General features: G+C 73.8%; 14 protein-coding genes. 3 read left to right on the forward strand and 11 right to left on the reverse strand.

The annotated features are described in order from the left end of the window. From ACIRVH_RS07600 to ACIRVH_RS07625, 6 genes are all read right to left on the reverse strand, one after another. The coding region (locus ACIRVH_RS07600) for an FAD-dependent monooxygenase (RefSeq protein ID WP_403949228.1) at positions 1-1,312 on the reverse strand (1,312 nt) is incomplete at its 3' end. Between the two features lie 81 nt (positions 1,313-1,393). Then, entirely contained in the window at positions 1,394-4,255 is a 2,862-nt protein-coding gene (locus ACIRVH_RS07605) for an NHLP bacteriocin export ABC transporter permease/ATPase subunit (protein WP_403949231.1), read from the reverse strand. A 1-nt stretch (position 4,256) separates the two neighbouring features. Beyond that, positions 4,257-6,479 (reverse strand): NHLP family bacteriocin export ABC transporter peptidase/permease/ATPase subunit, encoded by a 2,223-nt coding sequence (locus tag ACIRVH_RS07610; RefSeq protein WP_403949234.1) that lies wholly within the window; start codon positions 6,477-6,479, stop codon positions 4,257-4,259. Next, complete coding sequence (locus tag ACIRVH_RS07615; RefSeq protein ID WP_403949237.1) at positions 6,476-7,282, reverse strand: HlyD family efflux transporter periplasmic adaptor subunit; 807 nt, start codon at positions 7,280-7,282, stop codon at positions 6,476-6,478. Before ACIRVH_RS07615 ends, ACIRVH_RS07610 begins: the two co-directional genes overlap by 4 nt. Before the next feature lie 116 nt (positions 7,283-7,398). After that, entirely contained in the window at positions 7,399-7,614 is a 216-nt protein-coding gene (locus tag ACIRVH_RS07620; protein ID WP_403949239.1) for a type A2 lantipeptide, read from the reverse strand. A 502-nt stretch (positions 7,615-8,116) separates the two neighbouring features. Continuing rightward, entirely contained in the window at positions 8,117-8,530 is a 414-nt protein-coding gene (locus ACIRVH_RS07625; protein WP_403949242.1) for a PaaI family thioesterase, read from the reverse strand. Between the two features lie 199 nt (positions 8,531-8,729). Here ACIRVH_RS07625 and ACIRVH_RS07630 point away from each other — a divergent pair, with 199 nt between their 5' ends. Continuing rightward, positions 8,730-10,196: a S1 family peptidase gene (locus tag ACIRVH_RS07630; protein WP_403949245.1), complete on the forward strand. Its 1,467-nt coding sequence runs from the start codon at positions 8,730-8,732 to the stop codon at positions 10,194-10,196. A gap of 635 nt (positions 10,197-10,831) precedes the next feature. Here the strand turns inward: ACIRVH_RS07630 and ACIRVH_RS07635 are convergent. Continuing rightward, the gene (locus ACIRVH_RS07635) at positions 10,832-12,976 is read right to left on the reverse strand and encodes a SpoIIE family protein phosphatase (protein WP_403949934.1); all 2,145 of its coding nucleotides are present in this window, start codon (positions 12,974-12,976) and stop codon (positions 10,832-10,834) included. A 343-nt stretch (positions 12,977-13,319) separates the two neighbouring features. Between ACIRVH_RS07635 and ACIRVH_RS07640 the strand changes: the two genes are divergently transcribed. Continuing rightward, positions 13,320-13,928: a LuxR C-terminal-related transcriptional regulator gene (locus ACIRVH_RS07640; RefSeq protein WP_403949248.1), complete on the forward strand. Its 609-nt coding sequence runs from the start codon at positions 13,320-13,322 to the stop codon at positions 13,926-13,928. Here ACIRVH_RS07640 and ACIRVH_RS07645 read toward each other — a convergent pair whose 3' ends face one another. The 4 genes from ACIRVH_RS07645 to lanKC all read right to left on the reverse strand — a co-directional run bounded on the left by ACIRVH_RS07645 (position 13,929) and on the right by lanKC (position 20,223). Continuing rightward, positions 13,929-15,644 carry an ATP-binding cassette domain-containing protein gene (locus ACIRVH_RS07645; RefSeq protein WP_403949251.1) on the reverse strand — a complete coding sequence of 572 codons (1,716 nt, stop codon included), beginning with the start codon at positions 15,642-15,644 and terminating at the stop codon, positions 13,929-13,931. After that, positions 15,641-17,329, reverse strand: coding sequence for an ABC transporter ATP-binding protein (locus tag ACIRVH_RS07650; RefSeq protein WP_403949253.1), 1,689 nt, complete (start codon positions 17,327-17,329; stop codon positions 15,641-15,643). Before ACIRVH_RS07650 ends, ACIRVH_RS07645 begins: the two co-directional genes overlap by 4 nt. Before the next feature lie 98 nt (positions 17,330-17,427). After that, entirely contained in the window at positions 17,428-17,541 is a 114-nt protein-coding gene (locus tag ACIRVH_RS07655; protein WP_094222020.1) for a SapB/AmfS family lanthipeptide, read from the reverse strand. A gap of 48 nt (positions 17,542-17,589) precedes the next feature. Beyond that, complete coding sequence (gene lanKC, locus ACIRVH_RS07660) at positions 17,590-20,223, reverse strand: class III lanthionine synthetase LanKC (protein ID WP_403949256.1); 2,634 nt, start codon at positions 20,221-20,223, stop codon at positions 17,590-17,592. Between the two features lie 204 nt (positions 20,224-20,427). On the opposite strand from lanKC, the gene ACIRVH_RS07665 reads away from it, so the two are divergent. Then, a complete protein-coding gene (locus tag ACIRVH_RS07665; RefSeq protein ID WP_403949258.1) occupies positions 20,428-22,875 on the forward strand; it encodes a SpoIIE family protein phosphatase in 2,448 nt (815 codons plus the stop codon). The last annotated feature ends 68 nt before the right edge of the window (positions 22,876-22,943 follow it).

Below are 22,943 nucleotides of genomic sequence, written 5' to 3' on the forward strand. Positions count from 1 at the left end.
TCGGCCTCGCCCGCGCGGGGGGCGTGCGGCGGGGGGGGGCCCCCCCCCCCCCCCCCCGGCCCCCCCCCCCCCCCCGGGGGGGGGGGGGGGGCGGCGCCCCCCCCGCGCCGGGCTCGACCAGCGGACTGTCCGGGTAGGCGACCAGCAACTGTGCCTCCCGCAGCCCCACGGTCACGGGATCGTCCGGGTCGGCCTGGACGCCCTGTGCCGCGTGCCGCAGGGTGCGGCCCACCACTTCGTCCCCGACCGGTTTGCGCTCGGCGTGATAGCTCTCCAGCAGCCCCGGGCGGGCGATGCCCCGCGTCGCGAGAGCCAGCTTCCACCCCAGGTTGTAGGCGTCCTGGATCCCGGTGTTCATGCCCTGGGCACCGGTCGGCGGATGGATGTGCGCGGCGTCGCCCGCCACGAAGACCCGGCCCTCGCCGTAGCGGTCCACGATGCGATGGCTGATGCGGAACACCGACGACCAGCGCATCGCCGACGCGGTCGTCGGCCAGGGGGACAGCCGGTCCAGGACCGCCTGGATGTGCTCCGGGCGCGGAGCGCGCCCCGTGTCCAGGCCGTGGGCGACCGCGTCCCCCGCCTCCGCCCGGTCCTGCTGCGAGAGTTCCGGCGGCACCCGCATGGACATGCGGTAGCGGCACCGGCCGGGCAGCGGGATGCACACGAGTACGTCGTCCACCGCTCCGTCGGGAGTGCGGTGCATCGAGCGCACGGTCCATCCCGGTGCCAGGTCCCAGTCCACCTCCACGTCCGCGAGCATGTACTCCTCCGGCAGCGCCCCGCCCTCGAAGGAGAGCCCCAGCGTCTTGCGCACGACGCTGTGCGCGCCGTCGCAGCCGACCAGGAAGAGGGAGCGGACCTCCAACTCCCCGCCGGCCGCAGTGCGCAGCCGGCTGGTGACACCGTCGGCGTCCTGGGTGAAGGACAGCAGCTCCGTGCCGCGCTCGATGTGCCCGCCGTAGCAGGCCAGGCGCTCTTCGAGGATGCGCTCGGTCTCGTACTGCGGCAGCGCCGCGAACCCGTACGGCACCTCCGGCGGCAGCGACAGCTCCATGCGCCCCTGTTCGGCGCCGTTCACGTACGTGAGCTGTCCGCGCAGCGGGACGGCCGCGTCAAGGGCCGCACGGGCCACGCCCGTCCGGTCCCAGACCTCCAGCGTCCTCGGCTGGATCCCGACCGCCTTGGCGTACGGCAACCGCTCCGGAAGCCTGTCGACGAGCCGGCAGCCGACACCCCGCCTGCTCAGTTCGAGGGCGGCGGTCAGGCCGACCGGGCCCGCCCCGGCGATCAGTACCTCGGTGTCCGTCATGAGCGTCTCCCGTGCTGCCCCCGGGAACCATGGTCGCCCGGGAGGACCGGCGCGGCGACCCGGCCACCGGCGCCGGACGCCCTACGTCAGCTGTCTGCGCACCAGCTCGTGCAGCCGCCCCCCGGTGTCCGCGAGCAGCTGCGCGGGCGGGCCCTGCTGGATGACCTTGCCGTCCTCCATGACGACGACCCGGTCCGCGTCCAGCACCGTGGACAGGCGGTGGGCGATGACGATGCGCGTGGCGTTGAGCCCCCGGGTGCTCTCGATGACGATGCGCTGCGTGTCGTTGTCGAGGGCGCTGGTCGCCTCGTCGAAGAACAGGATGCGCGGGCGCCGGATCAGCGCCTGGGCGATCATCAGGCGCTGCCGCTGCCCGCCGGAGATCGCGCCGTTGCCCGCGACGATCGTGTGCAGGCCCATGGGCATGCGCTTGATGTCCTCCGCGAGCCCCGCCATCTCGGCCGCCGCCATCGCCTCCTCCGGCGCGTACGGCTCCGTGCCGCAGATGACGTCCAGGATGGAGCCGGTGAACGGCTGCGCATGCTGGAGCACGACCCCGCACTGCCGGCGCACCGCCGACCGGTCGAGGGCGGCCAGGTCCTGCCCGTCGTACAGGACGCTGCCCGAGACCGGCTTGTCGAAGCCGATGAGCAGCCGCAGCAGCGTGGACTTGCCGCAGCCGCTGGGGCCGACGACCGCCACGAACTCGCCCGGGCGTACGGCGAACGACACGTCGTCCAGGACGAGCGGGCCGTCGTCGGCGTACCGGAAGGACAGCCGGCGGGCCTCCACCGCGCCGGACAGCGGACCCGGCCGGGTGCTCGCCGTGCGCACCTCGGGCGTGGCGTCCAGGACCGGCTTGATCTCCTCGAACAGCGGCAGCGCGGCCACCGCCGAGACGAAGGAACCCGTGAGCTGGGTGACCGAGGTCAGCACCATCGTCACCGACGTGTTGAAGGTGAGGAAGGCCGCCGCCGACATCGCGCCCCTGGCCGGACCGGCCAGCAGCATGAACATCAGCAGGGTGCACACCGGCAGATAGACCGCGCCCAGCACGGTGGTCAGGTTCTTGATCCGGCCGACCTTCTGCTGGAGTTCCCGGCTGCGCGCGAACTCCCCGGCCCAGGCGGCGTAGGCGTAGTTCTCCGCCGCCGCGACCCGTAGCTTGGGCAGGCCGCGCAGCGTCTGGAACGCCTGGTTGTTCAGCTTGTTGCCGAGCGTCACGAGACGGCGCTGCCAGCGCACCTGCCACAGCCCGAGTCCCAGGAACACGGCCGCGATGAGGACGAGCATGCCGATCGCCGCGAGCGCCATGGGCACGCTGTACCAGAGCAGCAGACCGAGGTTCATCGCACCGACCGTCACCGACTGCGCGACCACCGGGCCGACGCCCGCCAGCAGCCGCCGGATCGCGCTGATGCCCATGGCGGCACTGGCGAGTTCACCGGTGGAGCGCTGGGTGAAGAACCGGGTCGGGAGCCTGAGCAGCCGGTCCCAGACGGCCGGCTGGAGCGCCGACTCGATACGGCCCTCCAGACGCAGGATGGTCAGGTTCTCCAGCAGGGTGAACGCGGCCGACACGACCCCGCTGATCATCACCGCCAGACAGACCTGGACGATCAGGCCCGTCTGGGCCCTGGGCACGTACTCGCCGAGCACCTTGCCCGTGGCGATCGGCACCAGTGCGCCGATCGCCACCGTCACCAGCCCGGCGAGCATCAGGTTCAGCAGGTCCCCGCGGGTGCCGTGCAGGCTGAACCGGAGCAGACCGAGCGGGCTGAGCCCCCGCTCGGGCAGCGGCCGGTAGAACATCACCGCGCGCGGCTCGAACTCCTCCGCGTTCGCCTTCTCGATCGGCGTCTCGCGTCCGGTGCCCGGGTGCACAGCCACATAGCCGCCGCGCCGCCACAGCAGCGCGACCGGCGCCCCGGACAGCGCCCGGTGCCCGACCAGCGGGCCCACGTTCTCCCGCCACCAGCGTCCGTCCAGGCGGACGGCCCGGGTGCGCACCCTGGAGGCCAGGGCCACCCGCTCGACCGGGTCGAGGCGTTCGCTCTCGGTGCCGCTCTGCGCGGGCTCGGCCAGGGTGATCCCGGCCGCCTCGGCGACCAGCTTGCAGGCCGCGTAGCTCGCGTCGGCGTCCGCAGCCGTCGTCCGCCGGGCCGAGCGCTTGCCGATGGAGGCGAGCAGGGTCTGGTCGGCCTGGGCGCGGACCGCCTCACCGGCCTTGATACCGGCGGCCGTACGCGTCTCGTGCGTGCGCTCCAGCTGCTCGATCCACCGGTCCAGCGCGGTCAGCAGCCGGTACTGCTGGTCGACCATGCTCTGCCACAGCGCCGGGTCCATCAGCAGGTCGGCGGCGGCCTCCGCACCGTACAGGGAGCCGTACTGCACGCTGCCCGGCGGCACCTGCATCCAGAACACGTCGTCGTCGTCCCCCACGCTCGAACGAGCTCCCGCGGGGGCACCCCCCTGTGCGGCGGACCGCTCCTCGGCCATCGGGGCCTGGAAGAGGACGGACAGGCCACGGCCGACGCCCAGCGCGACCGCGTACTCCAGCGGGCTCGACGCCGGGGGCACGTACTGCGGGTTGCCGTACTCGTCGTACGACCACGTCTGGGTGTGGGCCGGCTGGTACAGCTCGCGCAGGTTGATCCGGTGCACCACGCAGTCCCGCGCCGGGCGCGCGACCAGGGTGTGCTGCGGTCCGGCGACCGGGCCGAGCAACAGCGCGCCCGCCTCCAGCCGGCCGAGGTGGTGCCAGTGGCCCTGCTGGGCGGCGTCCACCGCGAACAGGTCCAGGGCTCCGGCCGCGACCAGCCACAGCACCTGCGGGCCTTCCAGGTCCAGCCGGTTGAGGCCCGCGCAGTCGACGCGCGTGCCCATGGACCCCAGCGCGCCGAGCACGAGATCGCCTTCGTACCCCTCCTGAACAGTCGTCATCTCACCGCTCCCTGACCAGTGCGGCGTACGTGCCGCCGTGCGCCACCAGCTCCTCGTGCCGCCCGCGCTCGACGACCGTGCCGTGCTGGAGCACCACGATCTCGTCGCTGTCGCGGACGGTGCTCAGCCGGTGGGCGATCACCACGCAGGCGCAGCCGCGCCGGCGCAGGTTGTCCATCACGACCAGCTCGGTCTCCGCGTCCAGCGCGCTGGTCACCTCGTCCAGCACGAGGATGCTGGGCCGCCGCACCAACGCCCGGGCGATCTCCAGGCGCTGACGCTGCCCGCCGGAGAAGTTCCGGCCGTCCTGCTCGACCTTGCTGTGGACGCCGCCGGGGCGGCGCATCACCACGTCGTACAGGGCCGCGTCCCGCAGCGCCTCGACCACGGCCTCGTCCGGGACCGACGGGTCCCACAGGGTCACGTTGTCGCGGACCGAGCCCTCGAAGAGGAACACGTCCTGGTCCACGAAGGAGACCGAGGAGGCGAGCGCGCCGCGCGGGATGTCCTCGAGGCGACGGCCGTCGATGCGGATCACGCCGTCCCAGGGCGCGTACAGACCCGAGATCAGCCGGGACACCGTCGACTTGCCACTGCCCGAGCCGCCCACCAGCGCCACCTGCTGCCCGGGGCCCACGGTCAGGTCGAACCCGGTCAGCAGCGGTTTGTCCAGCGGGCTGTAGCCGAAGGTGACGTTCTCCAGCTCGACGTGCCCGTGCAGCCGCCGCGTGGAGTCGGCGCCGCCGGGGCGGGCGTAGAGCGGGTCGGCCTGGAAGTTCTCCACGTCCTTCAGCCGGGCCACGTCGGCGGCGAAGTCCTGGATGCGGCCCGCCACGCCGTTGAGCCGGGTGAGCGGCGCCGTGAAACGGGTGACCAGCGCCTGGAAGGCGACCAGCAGGCCGACCGAGATGTGCCCCTCGACCGCCCGCATTCCGCCGATCCACAGGATGAGCGCGCTGTTGAGCGTGGCGAGCGTCGGCGCGACCACCCCCAGCCAGGCGCTCGGCACGCCGAGCCGCTGCTGCTCCTCCAGCGTGGTGGCGTGCTGCCCCGCCCACTTGCGGAAGTAGCCGTCCTCGCCGCCGGTCGCCTTCATCGTCTCGATCAGCTGGAGACCGGTGTACGACGTGTTGGTGAGCCGTGCGGTGTCCGCGCGCAGCTTCGCCGTACGGGTCGCGCGCAGCCGTACGACCAGCCGCATCGCCACCACGTTGAGCAGGGCCACGCCGATACCGACGAACGTCAGTTGCGGGTCGTAGGTGTACAGCAGCACGGCGTACAGCACGACCACGATCGCGTCCACGCCGGCCGCCGCGAGGTCGCGGGCCAGGGTCTCGGCGACCTGGTCGTTGGACTGCAGCCGCTGCACCAGGTCGGCCGGGCTGCGCTGGGAGAAGAACGTGACCGGCAGCCGCAGCAGATGGCGCAGGAACCGGGCGCTGGAGAGGGTGGAGGAGATGATCCGGCCGTGCAGCAGGTTGGCCTGCTGGAGCCAGGTCAGCATCAGGGTGAGCAGGACACAGGTGGCCATCGAGGCGAACAGCACGCCGAGCAGCGAGGTCTGGCCGCCGATGAGGAACATGTCGATGTAGGTACGGCTGAGCGCGGGCATCGCGGCGCCCACCGCCACCAGCAGCAGGCTGGCCAGCACGGCGGCGGGCAGGGTGCCCGCGGTGCCGCGCAGCCGGGCCGGCATCGCGCCGAGCACGCCGGCCTTGCGGCCGCCCTTGGTGAAGCCGTCGCCGGGCTCCATCACGAGCACGACACCGGTGAAGCTGCCGTCGAACTCCTCCATGGGCACGAACCGGCGGCCCTTCGCGGGGTCGTTGATGTACACCCCGCGCCGGCCGAAGCGGCGGCCCATGCCGTCGTAGACGACGTAGTGGTTGAACTCCCAGAAGAGGACGGCCGGTGCCGTCACCTCGGCGAGCGCGGCCAGGTCCATCTGCATGCCCTTGGCGGTCAGGCCGTAACTACGGGCCGCCTTCAGCAGGTTGCTGGCGCGCGAGCCGTCGCGGGAGACACCGCAGGCGATGCGCAGCTCCTCCAGCGGGACGTGCCGGCCGTGGTGGCCGAGGACCATCGCGAGGGAGGCGGCGCCGCACTCGACGGCCTCCATCTGGAGCACGGTCGGCGTACGGACCGCGCGGCCGCGGGACTTGGGGACCGGGCGCCGGGCCGGGGCGGCCCGTCTGCGGCCGCGGGTTTCCTGAGTGGTGCTCACGGCAGCAGCCAATCGACGGGACGCTGGTCGGCCAGCCGGATCGAACCGGAGGCGAGGGTCATGGAGTCGAGCTTGTACGGCGGCCCGTCGGCCGAGGACCACCGGAAGCCGCTCTTCGTGCCGGACGAGCTGTCGAGCGCGACCAGGACCGCCACCGGGCGGCCCTTCTTCGTGAACTGCTCGCCCAGCTGGCTGTCCCCGAGGAACGCGGCGATCGACTGGGCGGACTGGGCGGTCCGGTCCACCGACTTCACATGCCCGCGCAGCACGCCGTACTGCTGGGTCGGCACCGAGGACACGGTGAGGTCCACGGCGGCGTGTGCCGGGATGGCGGCGGCGTTCTCGGCGGGGACGTAGACGGTGGCGTACAGCGGATCGGAGGCGTGGGCGACCTTCTCCACCGCCGCGATGTTCGCACCGGTCTGGATGATCTGGCCGATGGTGGCGGCGAGCGCGGTGACGCGGCCCGCGGCGACCGTGCGGACCACGGAATCGCCCTGACTCGTGCGCACCTTGAGGACGGGGGCGTTCGCGGGCAGCCGTTCGCCCTGTTCGGCGAGTACGGCCGTGACCTGGCCGGCCACGGGGCTCTGCAGCAGATAGCTGCCCTGCCCGTGGGTGAGGACGGCCTGCGCGCTCACCGTGGAGGTGACCGAGCCGGTCACCGCCCATACGGAGGCCGCGGCCATGACGACGACGGTGACGCCGAGCGCGAGCCAGCCCTGGGGGCGGGCCAGCCGCACCGGAAGGTCCAGCTCCTCCGGCGACTGGAGCTTGGCGAGGGCCTGTTGGCGGAACTGCACGGAACTTCCCTCACCCGAGGAGAGACATCGTTACGACCTGCTGGGGGCACCCACGGGCACCCGAGAGTCCCGGAGCCGTGGGACGGCTCCGGGACTTCGGTGACACCGAGGTGCGATCAGAGACCGGCGACCAGGCCGGTGACCGGGGCCACGTTCAGGCCGGTGACACCCTCGACGGTGCCGACGACCGTGTCGACAGCGCCGGAAACCGGGGCGACGCCGTTGACGGCGCCGGTCACGGTGTTCAGGGCGTTCACGGAAAGGCCGCCGGAGACGTTGTCCAGCTCGGCGTCCGAGATCTCGACGGTCTCAACCTGGGGGGTGGAGTTCATGGTGGAACTTCCCTTCGTATGGATATTTCACAAGGGGGGAAGCGGCCCCCTCTGGGGACAGACGACGGCCGCGACCGCGGGTGCCGGAACCCCCGTGCCCGGGAGCCCGGGGGACCCCCGCGGTGCGATGGATCAAAGCACGCACGCGGGCCGGGCTTCCAATCAACCAGGCCTCTCACCAGCGCACTTGCCTCAGCCGGAGCCCCAACCGTGCAGGCGCGCGCACGGCTTGTCGGCGACTCCTTCACATGCCGCACCGCATCGCCTCACCCCGGCCCTTGTCCGCCGGGCGGCGAATCCGGCACTCGGCGCCAAAGGCGTGCCGGGGGGCGCACGGATGTGCAGAACCGGGGGCGTCAGTGACTTGGTTGAGTATTCAATGTGCAGATTCCCTGAAGCGGGGATTCCGGTAAATGATCGGAACGGAACGCTACCGATCGGTGGCTGAGCGTGTCGGTCCGTCGGTACAGAGACGCGTCAGCGCATCAGTGGCACAGGCGTGTCAGCCCATCAGCGCATAGACCGTGCCGGCGCGGGCCGCGAGCGCACCTGACGCGGCGTCGGTCAGCGTGACGTCCGCGAACGCCATCCGCCGGCCCAGCTTGGTCAGGACCGCTTCGATCAGGACATCCGAACCGGTCACCGCCCGCTGGAAGGACGTCGACTGCTGGACGGTCGTCATCGGCACGAAGCCGCCCCGTGCGGCCGAGACCGCGATCACCGTCGCCGTGTCGGCGGCCGCCATGAGCGCCTGCCCCGACAGTGCGCCGCCCTCCCGGGCCAGCCGCTCCGACCAGGGCAGACGCAGGATCGCGCGGTCCTCGCCCAGGGCCTGGACGGACAGTCCGAGGTCGAGCACCCAGGGGGCGAAGTTGGCGGAGAGGATCTTGTCGGCTTCGGCGGTGGTCATCGTCATATGGGTGATTCTTCCCGGCCGCTCGGCGCGACACGCGGAGCGTGGCTGATTCGACTCCACGGGGCGGAAGTTGGCGAACGGAATTGAACGCACCGCATGAGCCGCCCGTACCTACAGCCATCCAGGCGCCCCCCGATCAACTGCCCGACAGCGGCAGACCCCCGTCCCCAGGAGGTCGAGAATTTTGAGTCACAAGCGAATGCCCAAGCGCAAGGCCGCGATAGCGGTGGGCGGTGTCGCGGCGCTCGGAGCGGCGGCCCTCCTGCTGCCCAACGCCAACGCGTCGCAGGACCAGAACAACGCGGCGGGCGCCGCCGGCACCGCGAAGACCCTGAAGGCCTCGGACGCCTCGGATCTCGCCGCGCAGCTGCAGAAGGCGCTCGGTGACGCCATCGCCGGGTCCTACTACGACAGCGGCAAGAAGCAGCTGGTCGTCAACGTGGTCAGCGGCGACAACAACATCGTCCAGCAGGCGGAGAAGGCCGGCGCGGCCGTCCGCCAGGTCGAGAACAGCACCTCCGAACTCAAGGCCGCGGCACGGACGCTGAAGACCAAGGCGACCATCCCGGGCACCGCCTGGGCCGTGGACCCGCGCACCAACAAGGTCGCGGTGACCGCCGACTCCAGCGTCACCGGCGCCAAGTGGAACCGGCTCCAGTCGACCGTGCAGAGCCTCGGCTCCGGCATGGCGACCCTCAAGAAGTCCGCCGGCAGCTTCAAGACCTTCGTCTCCGGCGGCGACGCCATCTTCTCCCAGGTGCAGGGCGGCAACGTGCGCTGCTCCCTCGGCTTCAACGTCAAGGCCTCGGACGGCAGCCCCGCCTTCCTGACGGCCGGTCACTGCGGGGTCGCCGCCAAGGACTGGTCCGACTCCCAGAACGGCCAGCCCATCGCCACCGTGGACCAGGCCAAGTTCCCGGGCAACGACTTCTCCCTCGTGAAGTACAACGACGCCACCACCCAGGCGCCCAGCGAGGTCAACGCCGGCAACGGCCAGACCGTACAGATCACCCAGGCCCAGGACGCCACCGTCGGCGAGACCGTGTTCCGGATGGGCTCCACCACCGGGCTGCACAACGGCCAGGTGACGGGCCTCGACGCCACCGTCAACTTCCAGAGCGAGACCGACCCGAACGGCGTCGACACCGTCAACGGCCTCATCCAGACCAACGTCTGCGCCGAGCCCGGCGACAGCGGCGGCTCCCTGTTCACCCAGGACGGCGGCGCGGTCGGCCTCACCTCCGGCGGCAGTGGTGACTGCACCAGCGGCGGCGAGACCTTCTTCCAGCCGGTCACCGCCGCCCTGCAGGCCACCGGCGCCACCCTCGGCGACGGCGGCAACGGCGCGGGCGGCCAGGCGGGTGCGGGCGACCAGGCCGGCACCGCCGACCCGTCGGCCTCGGCCGGGGACCAGGCGGGGGCCGGTGACCAGGCGGGCGGCGACCAGATCGGTGGCTCCGCCGACCCGTCCGCCTCGGCGGGCGACCAGAGCGGCACCGGCGAGGGCACGGGCACCGGGGACCAGTCCGGCGCAGGCACGGGCACCGGGGACCAGTCCGGCGCGGGCACCGGCACCGGGGACCAGTCCGGCGCAGGCACCGGCACCGGGGACCAGTCCGGCGCCGGCACGGGCGACGGGTCGTCGTCCCTGACCGACAGTCACTGACCCTCCTCCAGCGGGATCCGGCGGTCCAGCCTTTCGGCTGGGCCGCCGGGCCGTTGTTCACCGGGATCTGGTGGGCCGGCTTTCGGCTGGGCCGCGGGGCTGTCGCTCATCGGGATCCGGCGGTCCGCCCCGTCGACTGGACCGCCGAGCCATCCCGCACGGGGATCCGATCGGCGGCCTTTTGCTGTGACCGGCTGAGCTGTCGCTCATCGGGATCCGGCAGGCTGGCCTTTCGGCTGGGCCGCCGGGCCGTCCCGCCCCCGCATCGGGATCCGGTGGGCGGCCTCGCGACGTGACCGGCCAAGCCGTCGCTCAGCGGGATCCGGCGGGCTGGCTTTTCGGCTGGACCGCCGGGCCGTCCCGCACCGGGATCCGGCGGTCCGGCCTCTCGATGGGCCCGGCCAAGCCGCCCCGCAGTGGGACCCGGTGGGCCGTCCACGCGATGGGACCGGCGGAGCTGCCCGGCGATGGGACCGGCTGAGCCGCCCCGGCGATGGGACCTGCCGAGCCGCCCGTGCCACGGGACCGGTCGAGCCGGCCCGGGAATCCCTGACCGGCCCGCCGCGGTTCCGGTCGGCAGGGGCGGTCCGGCCCTCCGGCGGGAGGGCCGGACCACGGTCGTCGGGCCCGGCGGCTCACCGGTCCTCGCGGGCCCGCAGCAGCAGGACCGCCACGTCGTCCACCCGCTCCCGCGCCGCCGCGCTGTGCCGTACGAGTTCGTCGGCCAGGTCCTCCAGCGGCTGGTCGCCGGCTTCGGCGAGCAGCGCGCCGAGGTCGACCAGGGAGTCCTCGATGTCCACATCGGGAGACTCCACGAGACCGTCCGTGTAGAGGGCGAGGACCGAGCCCGGGACCAGGGACACCTCGGTCGTCGGGTACGTGGCCGACGCGTCGATCCCGAGCAGTGGGCCGCCGGCGAGGTCCAGCACCCGCACCTGCCCGTCCGGGCGCCGCAGCAGCGGTGGCGGATGCCCGGCGCGTGCCATCACGGCCTGGCCCTGTGCCGGGTCGAGCCGTAGGTAGAGGCAGCTGGCGAACAGGTCGGCGCCCAGGTCGATGAGCAGCCGGTTGGTGCTGCTCATCACGTCCTGCGGCGCCTGACCCACCGTGGTGTACGCCCGTACCCCGGTGCGGATCTGCCCCATCAGCGCGGCCGCCGTGACGTTGTGCCCCTGGACGTCCCCGATCACCGCCGCGGCCAGCGGCCGGGTCGGCACGAGGTCATAGAAGTCGCCGCCGATCTCCATGCCCTGAGTGGCCGGCAGATAGCGGGCGGCCGCCTCGATGCCGGGCAGCGCCGCCAGCGTGCGCGGCAGCAGCGACTCCTGCAGCCCCTGCGCCAGCCGGTGCTTGGCGTCGTACAGCTGGGCGCGCGCCAGCGCCTGCGCGATCAGACCGCCGAGGCTGGTGAGGACCGCCCGCTCGTCGGCGAGGAAGACATGCGGGTCGGTGTACGCCAGCACACACGTGCCCACCGGCCGACCGGACGCCACCAGCGGCACATACGCCCAGGACGCGAACCCGTCCGGGGGCCGGTTCGGGTACAGCCGCGCCATCTGTTCCCACGAGTCGAAGAACGCCGGCACCCCGCTGTTCAAGGCCTGGGTGCCCGGGGTGCGTTCGCTCAGCGGCAGGCCGTCGAAGCGCTCCACCACATACGGGTCCGCGTACCCGCGGTGCCCGAGCACGTGCAGCCGCCCCGCCTGCGCAGCGAGGATCACCAGCGCCTGGCAGCCGACCGACGGGGCGACCTCGTCCCACACCAACTGCACCACGTCCTGCACCCCCACCGCCTCGGTCAGCGCCGCGGCCAGGCTCAGCACCTGAGTGATGGTCACCAGCCGCGAGGGCCCCGGCCCCGTCCGCGGCACCTCCCGCGCCATCTCCGCCACTGCCCGCGCCCGGCTGATCCGCACGCTCAGCCCGGTCTCGCTCGGATACATCCGGAACGACAGCCACTCGCCGGGAGGGCGCAGCGCCACGAACGACGTCACCTGCTGGCTGATCAGCGCGGCCCGGTACCGGTCCTCGTACATCGGGTCGTTCAGCCACGGCACGGACACCCACGGCAGGATGCCTAGCAGCTCCCCGGCGGGTCGCCCGAGCAGGTCGGCGGCGGCCGTGTTGACGAAGACGATCCGGCCGTGCAGGTCCAGCGACACCAGCCCGTACGGCAGCCGGGACACCATCCGCGCCGCCTCCACCGACCCCAGCGTGTCCGACACGCCCGACAGCGGCGTCGCCAACAGGTCGACCTCGGGGCCGATCGGCCGGTTCTCCGCGGCGGCCCGCTCCAGCCGCAGGGCCAGCCGCTCGCAGGCCGCCGTCAGATTCTCGCGCTCCCGGTCGGACAGCTCCGACGGATGCGCACCGGGCCAGGTCACGAACACGGCGCCGTACACGGTCCCGGCCGTCGCCACCGGCAGCGCGGCCAGCGCGAACGGGTACGGCAGCACCACCGAGATCCGCGGATAGCAGCGCGCCATCTGCTCCTCGCCGCCCACCCACACCAGCCGCCGCTCGCGCACCGCGTCCGCCACCGGGATCGGCGCGCTCAGCCCGACCCGCTCCCACGGCGCCGCGAACGCGCGGGGCATGCCCGCCATCACCGCCATCTCCAGGACCGGCTCGTCGGGCCTGAGCAGGTACACCGCGCCGGAGTGCGCGTGCACGTCCTCGAGCATCGAGGCCAGCGCGATGGACAGCAGCGGTCGGCCGACCTGAGTCCTGTCGACTGTCTGTGGCTGTGCCGGCCCCGGCCCGTCGGACACGCCGACCACCTCCTCGCAGGGCCGCGCGTCGCGTCTCGGGGTCAAGGCTGCCTCGCGGGGGCGTGCGGCGCACGGCGAGCGCCCTGCGCACGCCTGCGGCCGCAGCCGTGACCTGCGCGGGAGCCCGGTCGCCCCGGGAGCCTGCGGATACCCCGTCGGGACGGGATCATGCCTCCGCACCCGAAGCGTGCGGCGGCACAAGGGCGCCGTGCGTGCGCCCCCGCGCACCTTGATGGCCGATTCTGCGCGCCCGCGAACGGCGAACGCGTCCAAGAATGGGGCACGCGCGGAACACCTGAAGACGAGAGCCCGGCGATACGGGGCGAAGTGCGGCCGACTGGAGGGGCGGGCATTGATCCGGGTACTGCTGGTGCACGACGCGTGTCTGGTGCGATCGGTTCTGGCCGAGTGGTTACGGGAGGAGTCTGGCCTGTACGTGGAGGACACACCCTGGCGTGGCGCGGCCGCGCGGGTACGGTCCGGGTGCCCGGACGTGTGCGCGGCGGACCTGGACTGCGCCGACGGCCATGGCGTGCCGCCGCTCGGCGACCTGTGCCCGCCCGGCAGGGGCGGCCGGCCGCCGGCGCTGGTGGTGCTTGCGAGTGCTAATCGGCCCGGGCTGCTGAAGCGGGCTGCCGAGGCGGGCGCGCTCGGCTTCGTCGACAAGGGGGGCTCACCGGAGCGGCTGGTACGCGCGATCCGCTGCGTCGCGGAGAGGGAACGTTTCGTCGATGCGTCGCTGGGCTTCGGCTTCCTCAAAGCGGCGCAGATGCCGCTCACCAGACGCGAGCTGAGCGTGCTGTCCCTGGCGGCCGGCGGGGCGTCCGTCGCGGAGATCGCCGGCAGCCTGCACCTGTCCCACGGCACGGTGCGCAACTACATGGCGGCGATCACCCGCAAGACCGGGGCGCGCAACCGCGTCGACGCGATCCGGATATCCCGGGGCGAGGGATGGGTGTGATCACCGGACCGGTGCGGTGGGCCGCGCCGTCCAGCCGCCGACCAGGTCCCGGTACAGGTCCGAGGTCCGCAGCAGTTCGTCGTGGGTGCCGCAGGCGGTGCGCGGGCCGTCCAGCACCAGGACGCGGTCGGCGCGGCGGGCCGAGCTGATGCGGTGGGCGACGACCACGAGGGTGCCGCCCGGCCGCGCCGCGAACGCCTGCTCGGCCCGTGCCTCTGCCGCCGGGTCCAGATGACAGGTCGCCTCGTCCAGCAGGGCGAGCGGCGCGGGTGACAGATAGGCCCGGGTCAACGCGATCAGCTGCCGCTCGCCCGCCGAGAGCGCGCCCGGATCGACCCTGCCCCCGGGCCCGCCCAGCGCGCGCAGCAGCGGCGTCAGCCCGACCGCCTCGGCAGCGGCCAGCAGCTCCGCCTCCGGCACCGAATCCCGGCGGAAGAGGCCCAGGTTCTCGGCGAGGGTCCCGCCATGGACGTACGCCTCCTGCGGGATCAGCACGCGGGAGGCGGCCGCTTCCGCTCCCGGAACGGCGTGCCCGTACACCCGGATCGCCCCCTCCCGTGCGTCCAGCAGCCCGGCGACGAGCCCCGTGAGCGTCGACTTGCCGATTCCGCTCGGCCCTACGACGGCGAGGTGCGACCCCGCCGGGACCATGAGGTCGAGTCCGTCGAGGACGGGCTCGCTCGCGGGGCCGTAGGCGAAGGTGACGGAGGTGAGGGCCAGGGCGGGGGCGGCGGGTGGTGGAGTTCCCGCGGTCCGGGGGGACTCGCTCCGGTCCTCGCGCCGCCGTTCCCCGGAGACCGTAGGTGGCGCCAGACGCCGTAGGACGACCGTGAGCCGGGACCCGCTGGTGCCCAGGCCGTGGACGAGGTTCTGGAGGGCCGGGAGCAGGGACTGGGTGACGTAGGCGAGGGCGCCCACCAGCGCACCCGGCGTCACGTCGTGGCGGAGCAGCCAGGGCGCGGTGGCGAGCAGCAGGACCACCGGCAGCTCGCCGCCCACCGCGAGCGCGGCCACCCGGGCCACGCTCCAGCGGGCCAGGGCGCGGGCGGCCCGCTGTTCCGCGTCGACCGACTCCGCGACGGCGGCCGCCGTCTGCGCCTCGGCACCGGCGGCCGTGACGTCCCGCAGCCCCGGGCACACCGCACCCAGCTGCTCGGCCAGCGCTTCGTCGGCGGCGAGGAAGGCCTCCTGACGCCGGGCCAGCGGTCGCAGCGTCGCCGCGAACATGCAGAGTCCGGCCAGCAGTGGGGGCACGACGACCGTCAGCAGCAGGGGGGCCAGCGAGAACAGGCCGACCAGCGCGCCGGCGACGGTGAACAGGAAGGAGCGGGAGACCAGCACCAGTCCGGCCAGCGTGTCCCGGGCGATCTCCACCTGCTGGGTGAGCCCGGACAGCGCCCCGGCGTCCGCCTCCCGCACCCCGCGCCCGACCACCCCTGCCACGAGGCGGTCCCGGACCGGCTCGACCAGCGCGGCGACCACGCCGTACACCCGCCCGGTCCCGTACGCCCCGGCGCCCACCGCGAGCCCGGCCGCGCCGAGCCACAGCAGACCGACCCGTGTGTCCCCGCCGAGGAACCCGTCGTCCAGCGCCCGGGCCAGCGCATAGCCGGCCAGGAAGGTCTGCCCGGCCTCCAGGACCGACCAGAGCCCGAGCCGGACCAGCACCCGCCATCGCGTCCGTACCGCCTCCAGGACACCTGCCCGCGCGGTCATGCCCCGAACACCGCCCGGTACTCCGCGTCCCGCCACAGCTCGGCGTGGGGGCCCACCGCTCGTATCCGGCCCCCGTCCAGCCAGGCGACGGCGTCGGCGCGGGCCGCCGTGGCCGTGCGGTGGGCGATCAGCAGACGGGTCGGGCCCGTTCCCGGGGCCATCAGGGACTGGGCGATCCGGTGTTCGGTGACCGTGTCGAGGCTGGAGAGGGCGTCGTCGAGGATCAGCAGGCGGCCGCCGTGGGCGAAGGCGCGGGCGAGGCCCAGACGCTGGGACTCGCCGCCGGAGCGGGGCGCGTCGGCGCAGCGGGTGGCGTAGCCGTCGGGCAGGCGGCGGACGAAGCCGTCGGCGTGGGCCGTGCGCGCTGCCGACCGGATCCGGTCGGGGGAGGGCCTGGTGAGCCCGAACGCGATGGCGTCCTCGACGGTCGTGCCCAGCAGGGCGGGGCGTTCGAAGGCGTAGGAGACCGCGCCGCGCAGGTCGGCGTGGCCGAGGTCGCGCAGGGGGATCCCGTCGAGCAGGACCTCGCCCGCGTCCGGGTCGGCGAGTCGGCCGGCGAGTTCGGCCAGCAGGGACTTGCCCGTGCCGGAGCGGCCGACCACGGCGAGGGTCGTGCCGCCGGGGACGAGCAGGTCCACGCCGGCCAGGACGGTGCGGCCGCCCCGGCCCGCCGTCACGCCGCGCAGCTCCAGCTGCCCGGCGCCGGACGGCAGCCCTCGGGTGCCGTACCCGGGCGCCGGTTCCGCCAGCACCTCGGCGAGCCGTCCGGTCGCCGCTCGGGCCCGGGCGAGCGCGGCGAGTTGTCCGACCAGCACGCCGACTCCCGTGGCGAGGACCGCGTACCGGGAGGCGGCCAGCACCTCGCCCACGGACAGGCGATGGTGGACGAGCAGCAGCCCGGCCACCGCGACCACGCCCAGGTTCAGCAGCGGTGCCACGGTGACCGCCTGTGCGGCGGCCCGCCCCTGCACCCGCCACATGCGGTGCCCGGCGTGGGACAGTTCGGGCAGCGGTGCGAGGATCCGGGCCGTCTCGCGGTCCTCCGCGGCCGCGGCCCGGATGGTGCGGAAGCCGCCGACCGCCTCCGTGAGAGCGGCCGCCATCCGCCCCTGCACCCGCTGGTAGTCGGCCACGCACGCCGAGGTGTCCCGCGCGAAGGCCCGCAGCAGCAGCGCCAGTACCGGCGCACCGGCGAGGAACACCGCCGCCAGCCACGGGTCGATGACGCCGAGCGCCACCACGCCCCCGACCGGCCCGGCGAGCGCGGCGACCAGCGCGGCCACCGCGGCCGGCGCCGTCCCCGCCTGCGCGGCGTTGCCGACCAGCCGGGCCACCAGGTCCCCGGCGCCGAACCGGGCGCCCGCGCGCGGGCCCAGGGCCAGCACCTGCCCGGTGACCCGGCGGCGCAGCCACGCGGTGGACTTGGCGTCGACCGTGCCGGTGAGCACGCCCGCGCATCCGTCCAGTACGGCGATCAGCAGCACCAGGCCCGCGCAGCAGGCCACCCAGCGGGTTGCCGGAGCGTGGGCGAGCAGCAGGTCGAGGGTCCGGCCGAGCGCGGCGGGCAGCAGCAGTCCGGCGGCCGAGGCGGCCGTGCTCACGGCGCACAGGGCCGCGCAGCGGGCGCCGCCGTGCCGGAGCACGGCACGCGGCAGACGAGCGGGAGCTTCGGGGGAGGGCGTCATCGGCTGCGGCCTCGCGTCGGGGCGGACGGGAAGGCTCCGGGCAGCCCCCTCCCGGACGGGGAAGAGGGCTGCCCGGAGCCGTGGACTCACCGGCCCGGTCAGAGACAGAGCAGGATGCTCGCCGCCGAGACGCAGGAGAGCAGGCTCACCGTGCTCGCGCCGGTGTGGGACAGCTCGTCGGACTCCAGGGTCTGCAGGTCGAGAAGTGCCATGATCGTGTCCTTTCCCTTCATTGGGGACGGGGTTGTGTCACGACTCCGTCAGGTCGCGGAGCCGCGGGTGGGGGCCGCCGGTGGCGGCGGAAGGAACGGCAGGTGCGCGGTGCGCCCGGCGTCGTGGGCCGCCGCGAGCGCGAGCAGGCAGCCTGCCGTTCCGGTGGCGAGGTCCATGGAGAGCCGCATCATCTGGTGCCCGGGGAAGGCGAGTTGGCCCTGATAGGCCATCGCCGGCCAGCCGAGCCCGTCGATCTGCTGCGCGAGCCGCTCCAAGCCGGCGCCCGGGGCGGTGCTCCGGGCGAGGTGCAGCACCATGCCGGCGCGACCCTGGAACAGACCGGGCTGTGCGTAGAAACGGGAGGTGGCGGCGGTCAGGATGCCCGCCCGGGCCCGCTCGAACTCCCTTGTGGCGTCGGCCGATTCGATGAGAGCGCCGCCCGCCTGCGCCAGGTAGTCGTCGAGGACCAGCCCGATCCCCACGCTCCCGTCGCCGACATACGGCAGCGTCCGCCAGCCCTCGTCCACCTCCAGGGCGCCGCTCGCCTTCTGGACGACGCAGCAGGCCAGGTCGCGCCGGAGTGCCTCGGCCGCCGCCGCCAGCAGCCGGGGTTCACCGGTCTCCTGGTACCGCCGCAGCAGGAACAGCGCGGGCCCGCTCGCGCCCCGCAGCAGCCCGGCCCGCCGCCGGGGCGGGTCCGGGACCGGTTCGGCGAGGCGTCGTACGAGGATCTCGGCGGCCTCGGCGGCACGATCGCGCAGCGCCGGCTCCCCGGTCACGGCGGCCAGATGGCCGAGGACCAGGCCGAGTCCGGCGAGGCCGCCGTGCAGGTCGGAGGAGAGGTTGCGCCAGTTCTCCCGCAGCACGCCGCCGATCAGCTCCAGCGCCCGCTGCCGGTGGCCGAGCCGGTCCAGGACCAGCGCCACGCCCGCGAGACCGTCGTACAGGCCGAGCGGGGTGCCGGGCGGCGGCGGGGCGGTGTGGTCCAGCAGCCAGCGCTCGCCCTCGTCGTACCGGCCGGCGCCGGACACCTCCAGCGCGTACAGCACCCCGGCCGTGCCGTGCGCGAGTCCGAGACCGCCGCCGTCGGAGAACTGGGCGATGTCGCCCGGGAAGAGCCGGTCGTCGCGTTCCGGGGTCGCGGCGGCGAGGATCGCCTTGACCATGGAGTCCCGGCTGTAGGGCCAGTCGCCCGGCACCACCGGCGGAGCGGACGTCCGACGGGCGGGCCCGCCCGCGGTGTCCCGGGTGATCTCCGCGACCGCCTCGTCCAGGAAGGCGCGCGGTACGTCCGGGAATTGCTCCGCGATGACGTCCGCCAGATGGGCCGCCTTGCCGCGGTCCACCACGAACAGCGTGGTCACCGGCAGGAACAGGGCCAGGCGCAGACAGGCCAGCGCATACCGGTCGACGTCGATGCCCCGGCGGTCCGGCGGGGCGAAGAAGCCCGGGTGGGCCACCGTCTGCCGGCCGTTCTCCGCGACCGGGGCGGCCGCCTCGAAGTCGATGAGGTACACCGTCTCGTCGTCCGGCGCGACCATGACGTTGAAGACGTGCAGGTCGTGGAAGACCAGCCCGCGCGCGTGCACCGCCGCCACCGCCCGCTCCACCGCCCGGTGGATGCGCAGCGCCCACGCCGTGTACGAGGCGACCTTCGCCGGATCCGGGTCGGCCGTGAGCAGCGGATGCCGTTCGGCGAAGAACGAGTTGAGCGGGCGGCCCTCGAGGAAGTCCATCACCAGGAACCGGTGGTCGCCGAGCGTGAACCAGTCCCGCACCTCCGGCACCACACCCGTCCCGGCGACCCGCTCCAGCGCGGCCTTCTCCCGCGCCAGCCGTTCCACCGCGTCCGCCCCGTCGGCGGCGAGCCCCGCGTGCGGACGCCCCTCCTTCAGCACCACCCGGCGCCCGTCCCGGGTGTCCGTGCCGACGTACACCCCGCCGCCGTTGGAGAAGTGCAGCGCCTTCTCGATGCGGTACGGCAGCTCGCCCACCGTCGTGGTGTTGCGTGCCGCCAGGTGCGGACGCAGGAACTCCGGCAGCGTGACCCACTCGGGCACCTGGAAGGACGGTGCCCGCCGGTCCGGGACCAGCCGCCCCTCGCCGTCGGTCACGGCCAGGACCAGCGAACCGCGCTCGTCGACGACGAACCGGCGCGCGAAGGCGCCGTAGCGGATGTAGAGCGGACCGTCGTGCCAGCGCAGGTCGGTCAGGACGTACGGCCCCTCGCAGCCCTCCAGCAGCGCGCCCAGCTCGCGCAGCACCTCGTGCAGCTGTTCCTCGTCGGCGGGGTAGACGGTGACGAACTTGCCACTGGTGTCGCGGCCCGCGTACTTGGCGTTGCGCAGGTGCAGCAGATGCGGGGCCGGCACGAACTTGAACGGGATGCGGCGCGGCATGCAGTAGTCCCACACGATCCCGGCGATCCGCTCCGCGTCGGCCGCCGTCGCCGAGGAGTGGATCTTCCAGCCCTGGGCCGGGGACGGGAGCGGCTCGCCGTCCCCGCCGAGCGGGGTCAGCGTCAGCCAGTCGCCGGTGCGCGCCGTGTGCCAGCCGTCGGGGACCGCGCGGCGCGCCGTCGGGAACAGCGGCGCGGACTCGCTCCCGCCCGTCGAGAGCCGGTCGGGCGTGTCGTAGAAGTGCCCGTCGGCCAGCGCGTACACCTCGTACCGCTTGTCCATACGTCTCCCGCCCCCTCCTTCGGTTGACCGGGTAGACACTCGCAGCAGGCAGACGGTCGCGGACAGTCACGGCTGTCACGAGATCACCGTGCGGAACGCATGGGTAAAGATGTGTTCGGCATCTTTCGAGCCACGTCTCCACAGACGGCACGCGAAGCCTTCACAGGGGCTGCGCAGGCGGCTCATACGCGCTGTAATGGCCAAGTGGCCAGTGAGGGTGCTGCGGTGCGCAGAACGAGAGCCGAGCGTGCCGAAATCGCCCTTGAAACACTCATCGCCGTGCCCGCCTCTCCCGACCGGCTGCGCCGGGTCCTCGAACAGGCACTCGTGTTCGCCGGGGCGGCGTTCGTGGGCGTCTACGTGCCCGGCGACGACCCCTCCTTGCTGTGTCTGACCGAGTCGGCGGGTCTGCCCCGCACGCTGTACGGCCTGCGCGACGGCTATCCGGCCACGGGCGGCTCCCCGGTCGCCGAGGCCCACCGCACCGGGCGGCCCCGATGGCTCGGCCCGGACGAGCTGGCCGACTGCGCCGACGCGCGCCGCACGCCGTCGGCCGAGTTCTCCGTCGGTGCGCTGCCGCTCGGCCCGGCCGGCAGCGGCTGTCTGCTCGCCGTCAGCGAGCACCCCGGCGGCTTCGGTACCGACGACCGCGCCTGCCTGCAGCTGATCGCCCGGGCGGTCGCCGTGCCCCTGCCGACCGGTCCGGGCGCCGACACCGGTGAGCTGCCCGGCGACGCGTTCAGCCTGGCCATGGACACCGGCCGGGTCGAGGTCGGCGACGAGATCCTGCGCCTCTTCGGGATCGGCCGGGACGCGTTCGACGGCAAGGTGGAGACGCTGCTCGCCCGCACCGTGCCCGAGGACCTGCCCGCACTGATGTCGGTGGTCGAGGCCGACCACATGTCCATCGGCGACCGCGAGCTGGAGTTCCGCGCTCTGCAGCCCGCCGGACCGCCCAGGTGGCTGCGGCTCAGCGGCCGGCTGCTGCCCGGCGGCGAGGGGCGCCCGGCCCGGCTCGTCGGCACCGTCGCGGACGCCTCCACCGTGCGCTCCGGCGTCACCGACGTGGCCCGCGTGCAGCGGCTGGCCGCCGCCCTCGCCATGGCCGGCACCGTCAAGGACGTCGGCAAGGCCGTCGTCGACGCCCTGCGCAAACCCCTCAAGGCCGACCGCATCGCCCTCGCCGAGCTGGAGAACGACCGCCTCGTCGTCACCGTCCTCGACCCGCCCGAACCCGAGGCCTGGCCCGAGCTGTGGCGCTCCGAGTGGCGCACCGAATGGCCCGACGCGCCGGTGCGCGCCATGCCCACCCTCGCCGCCGCCCTGCGCGAGGGCCGCGCCCGGATCTGGCCCGCAGGCTCCCCGCTGGAGCCCGCCCTCGCCGGCGTCGGCCCCGGCGGCCTGGCCGTGCTGCCGCTGCCGGCGGGCGGCCGCATGGCCGGCGCCTGCCTGGTCGGCTGGGACCAGCCGCACGAGTTCGCCCCCGACGAGCGCGCCCTGCTCACCGCCTCCGCCGGCCTCGCCGGGCAGGCCCTGCTGCGCGCCCACGCCTTCGACGCCGAGCACGAACTCGTCGGCATGCTCCAGCGCACCCTGCTGCCCCGGCGCCTGCCCCGGCTGCCCGGCGCGGTCGCCGTCGCCCGGTACCTGCCCACCACCGCGGGGCTCGAGGTCGGCGGCGACTGGTACGACGTGATCCCGCTCGCCGACAACCACGTGGCCTTCGTCATCGGCGACGTCCAGGGCCACAACGCGGGCGCCGCCACCCTGATGGGCCAGATGCGCACCGCCCTGCGTGCCTACGCCGCCGAGGGCCACACCCCGGACGTGGTCGTCGCGCACGCCAACCGGCTGCTGCTGGACATGGAGACCGACCTCTTCGCCACCTGCTGCTACGTCGACGTCGACATGGAGCAGGGCACCGCCTGGTGCGTGCGTGCCGGTCATCTGCCGCCGGTGCTGCGCCACCCGGACGGCTCCACCGAGATCGTCGAGGCCGAGGGCGGCCCGCCGCTCGGTGTGCTCAACCGGGCCGAGTTCCCGATCACCCCGCTCCGCCTCCAGCCCGGCACCATCCTCGCGCTCACCACCGACGGTCTGGTGGAGTCCGCCGAGACCGACATCGACGTGGGCCTGGAGCGGCTCACGGGCGAACTCGCCGCCGCCGACCCCGGCCACCTCGGCCTCGTCGCCGACGCCCTGCTCACCGGCGCCCACCGCGGCGACGACGTCGCCCTGCTGCTGATGCGCTACGACGGCATGGCCGTACGCCCGCTGCGCGAGACCTGGACCGTGTGGCGGGTCCCCGAAGCTGTCCGGCACGCCCGCCGCTTCACCCGGCGCACGCTGCGCACCTGGGGCGTCTCGTCCGGCACCATGGACGCGGCCCTCCTGGTCGTCTCCGAGCTGGTCACCAACGCCCTGGTGCACACCGACGGCCAGGTCCGTCTCGACCTCAGCCTGGTCAACCACCGGCTGCGGCTCGCCGTCGCCGACACCTCGCCACGCAGCCCCGTCAAGAACACCAACGTCGGCTGGGAGGCCACCGGCGGCCGCGGCATCCTGCTCGTGGAGGCGGTGTCGGAGAACTGGGGGACGGTGCCGGTCAGCGGCGGCAAACAGGTGTGGGCCGACCTCGTCCCCGAGACCTGACGGCCACTCGGGTACCGGTCGGGGCCCCTCCCGGCAGGTCGGAGGAGCCCACAGGCCCGCCGTGCCTA

The organism is Streptomyces sp. NPDC101165, assembly GCF_044768135.1.
Lineage (GTDB): Bacteria > Actinomycetota > Actinomycetes > Streptomycetales > Streptomycetaceae > Streptomyces.

Coding starts and splice junctions, on each gene's coding strand:
- lanKC (WP_403949256.1), bottom strand. CDS start 20,223: ATGGACAAGCGGTACGAGGTGTACGCGCTGGCCGACGGGCACTTCTAC.
- ACIRVH_RS07645 (WP_403949251.1), bottom strand. CDS start 15,644: ATGACCGCGCGGGCAGGTGTCCTGGAGGCGGTACGGACGCGATGGCGG.
- ACIRVH_RS07650 (WP_403949253.1), bottom strand. CDS start 17,329: ATGACGCCCTCCCCCGAAGCTCCCGCTCGTCTGCCGCGTGCCGTGCTC.
- ACIRVH_RS07620 (WP_403949239.1), bottom strand. CDS start 7,614: ATGAACTCCACCCCCCAGGTTGAGACCGTCGAGATCTCGGACGCCGAG.
- ACIRVH_RS07625 (WP_403949242.1), bottom strand. CDS start 8,530: ATGACGATGACCACCGCCGAAGCCGACAAGATCCTCTCCGCCAACTTC.
- ACIRVH_RS07630 (WP_403949245.1), top strand. CDS start 8,730: ATGCCCAAGCGCAAGGCCGCGATAGCGGTGGGCGGTGTCGCGGCGCTC.
- ACIRVH_RS07655 (WP_094222020.1), bottom strand. CDS start 17,541: ATGGCACTTCTCGACCTGCAGACCCTGGAGTCCGACGAGCTGTCCCAC.
- ACIRVH_RS07605 (WP_403949231.1), bottom strand. CDS start 4,255: ATGACGACTGTTCAGGAGGGGTACGAAGGCGATCTCGTGCTCGGCGCG.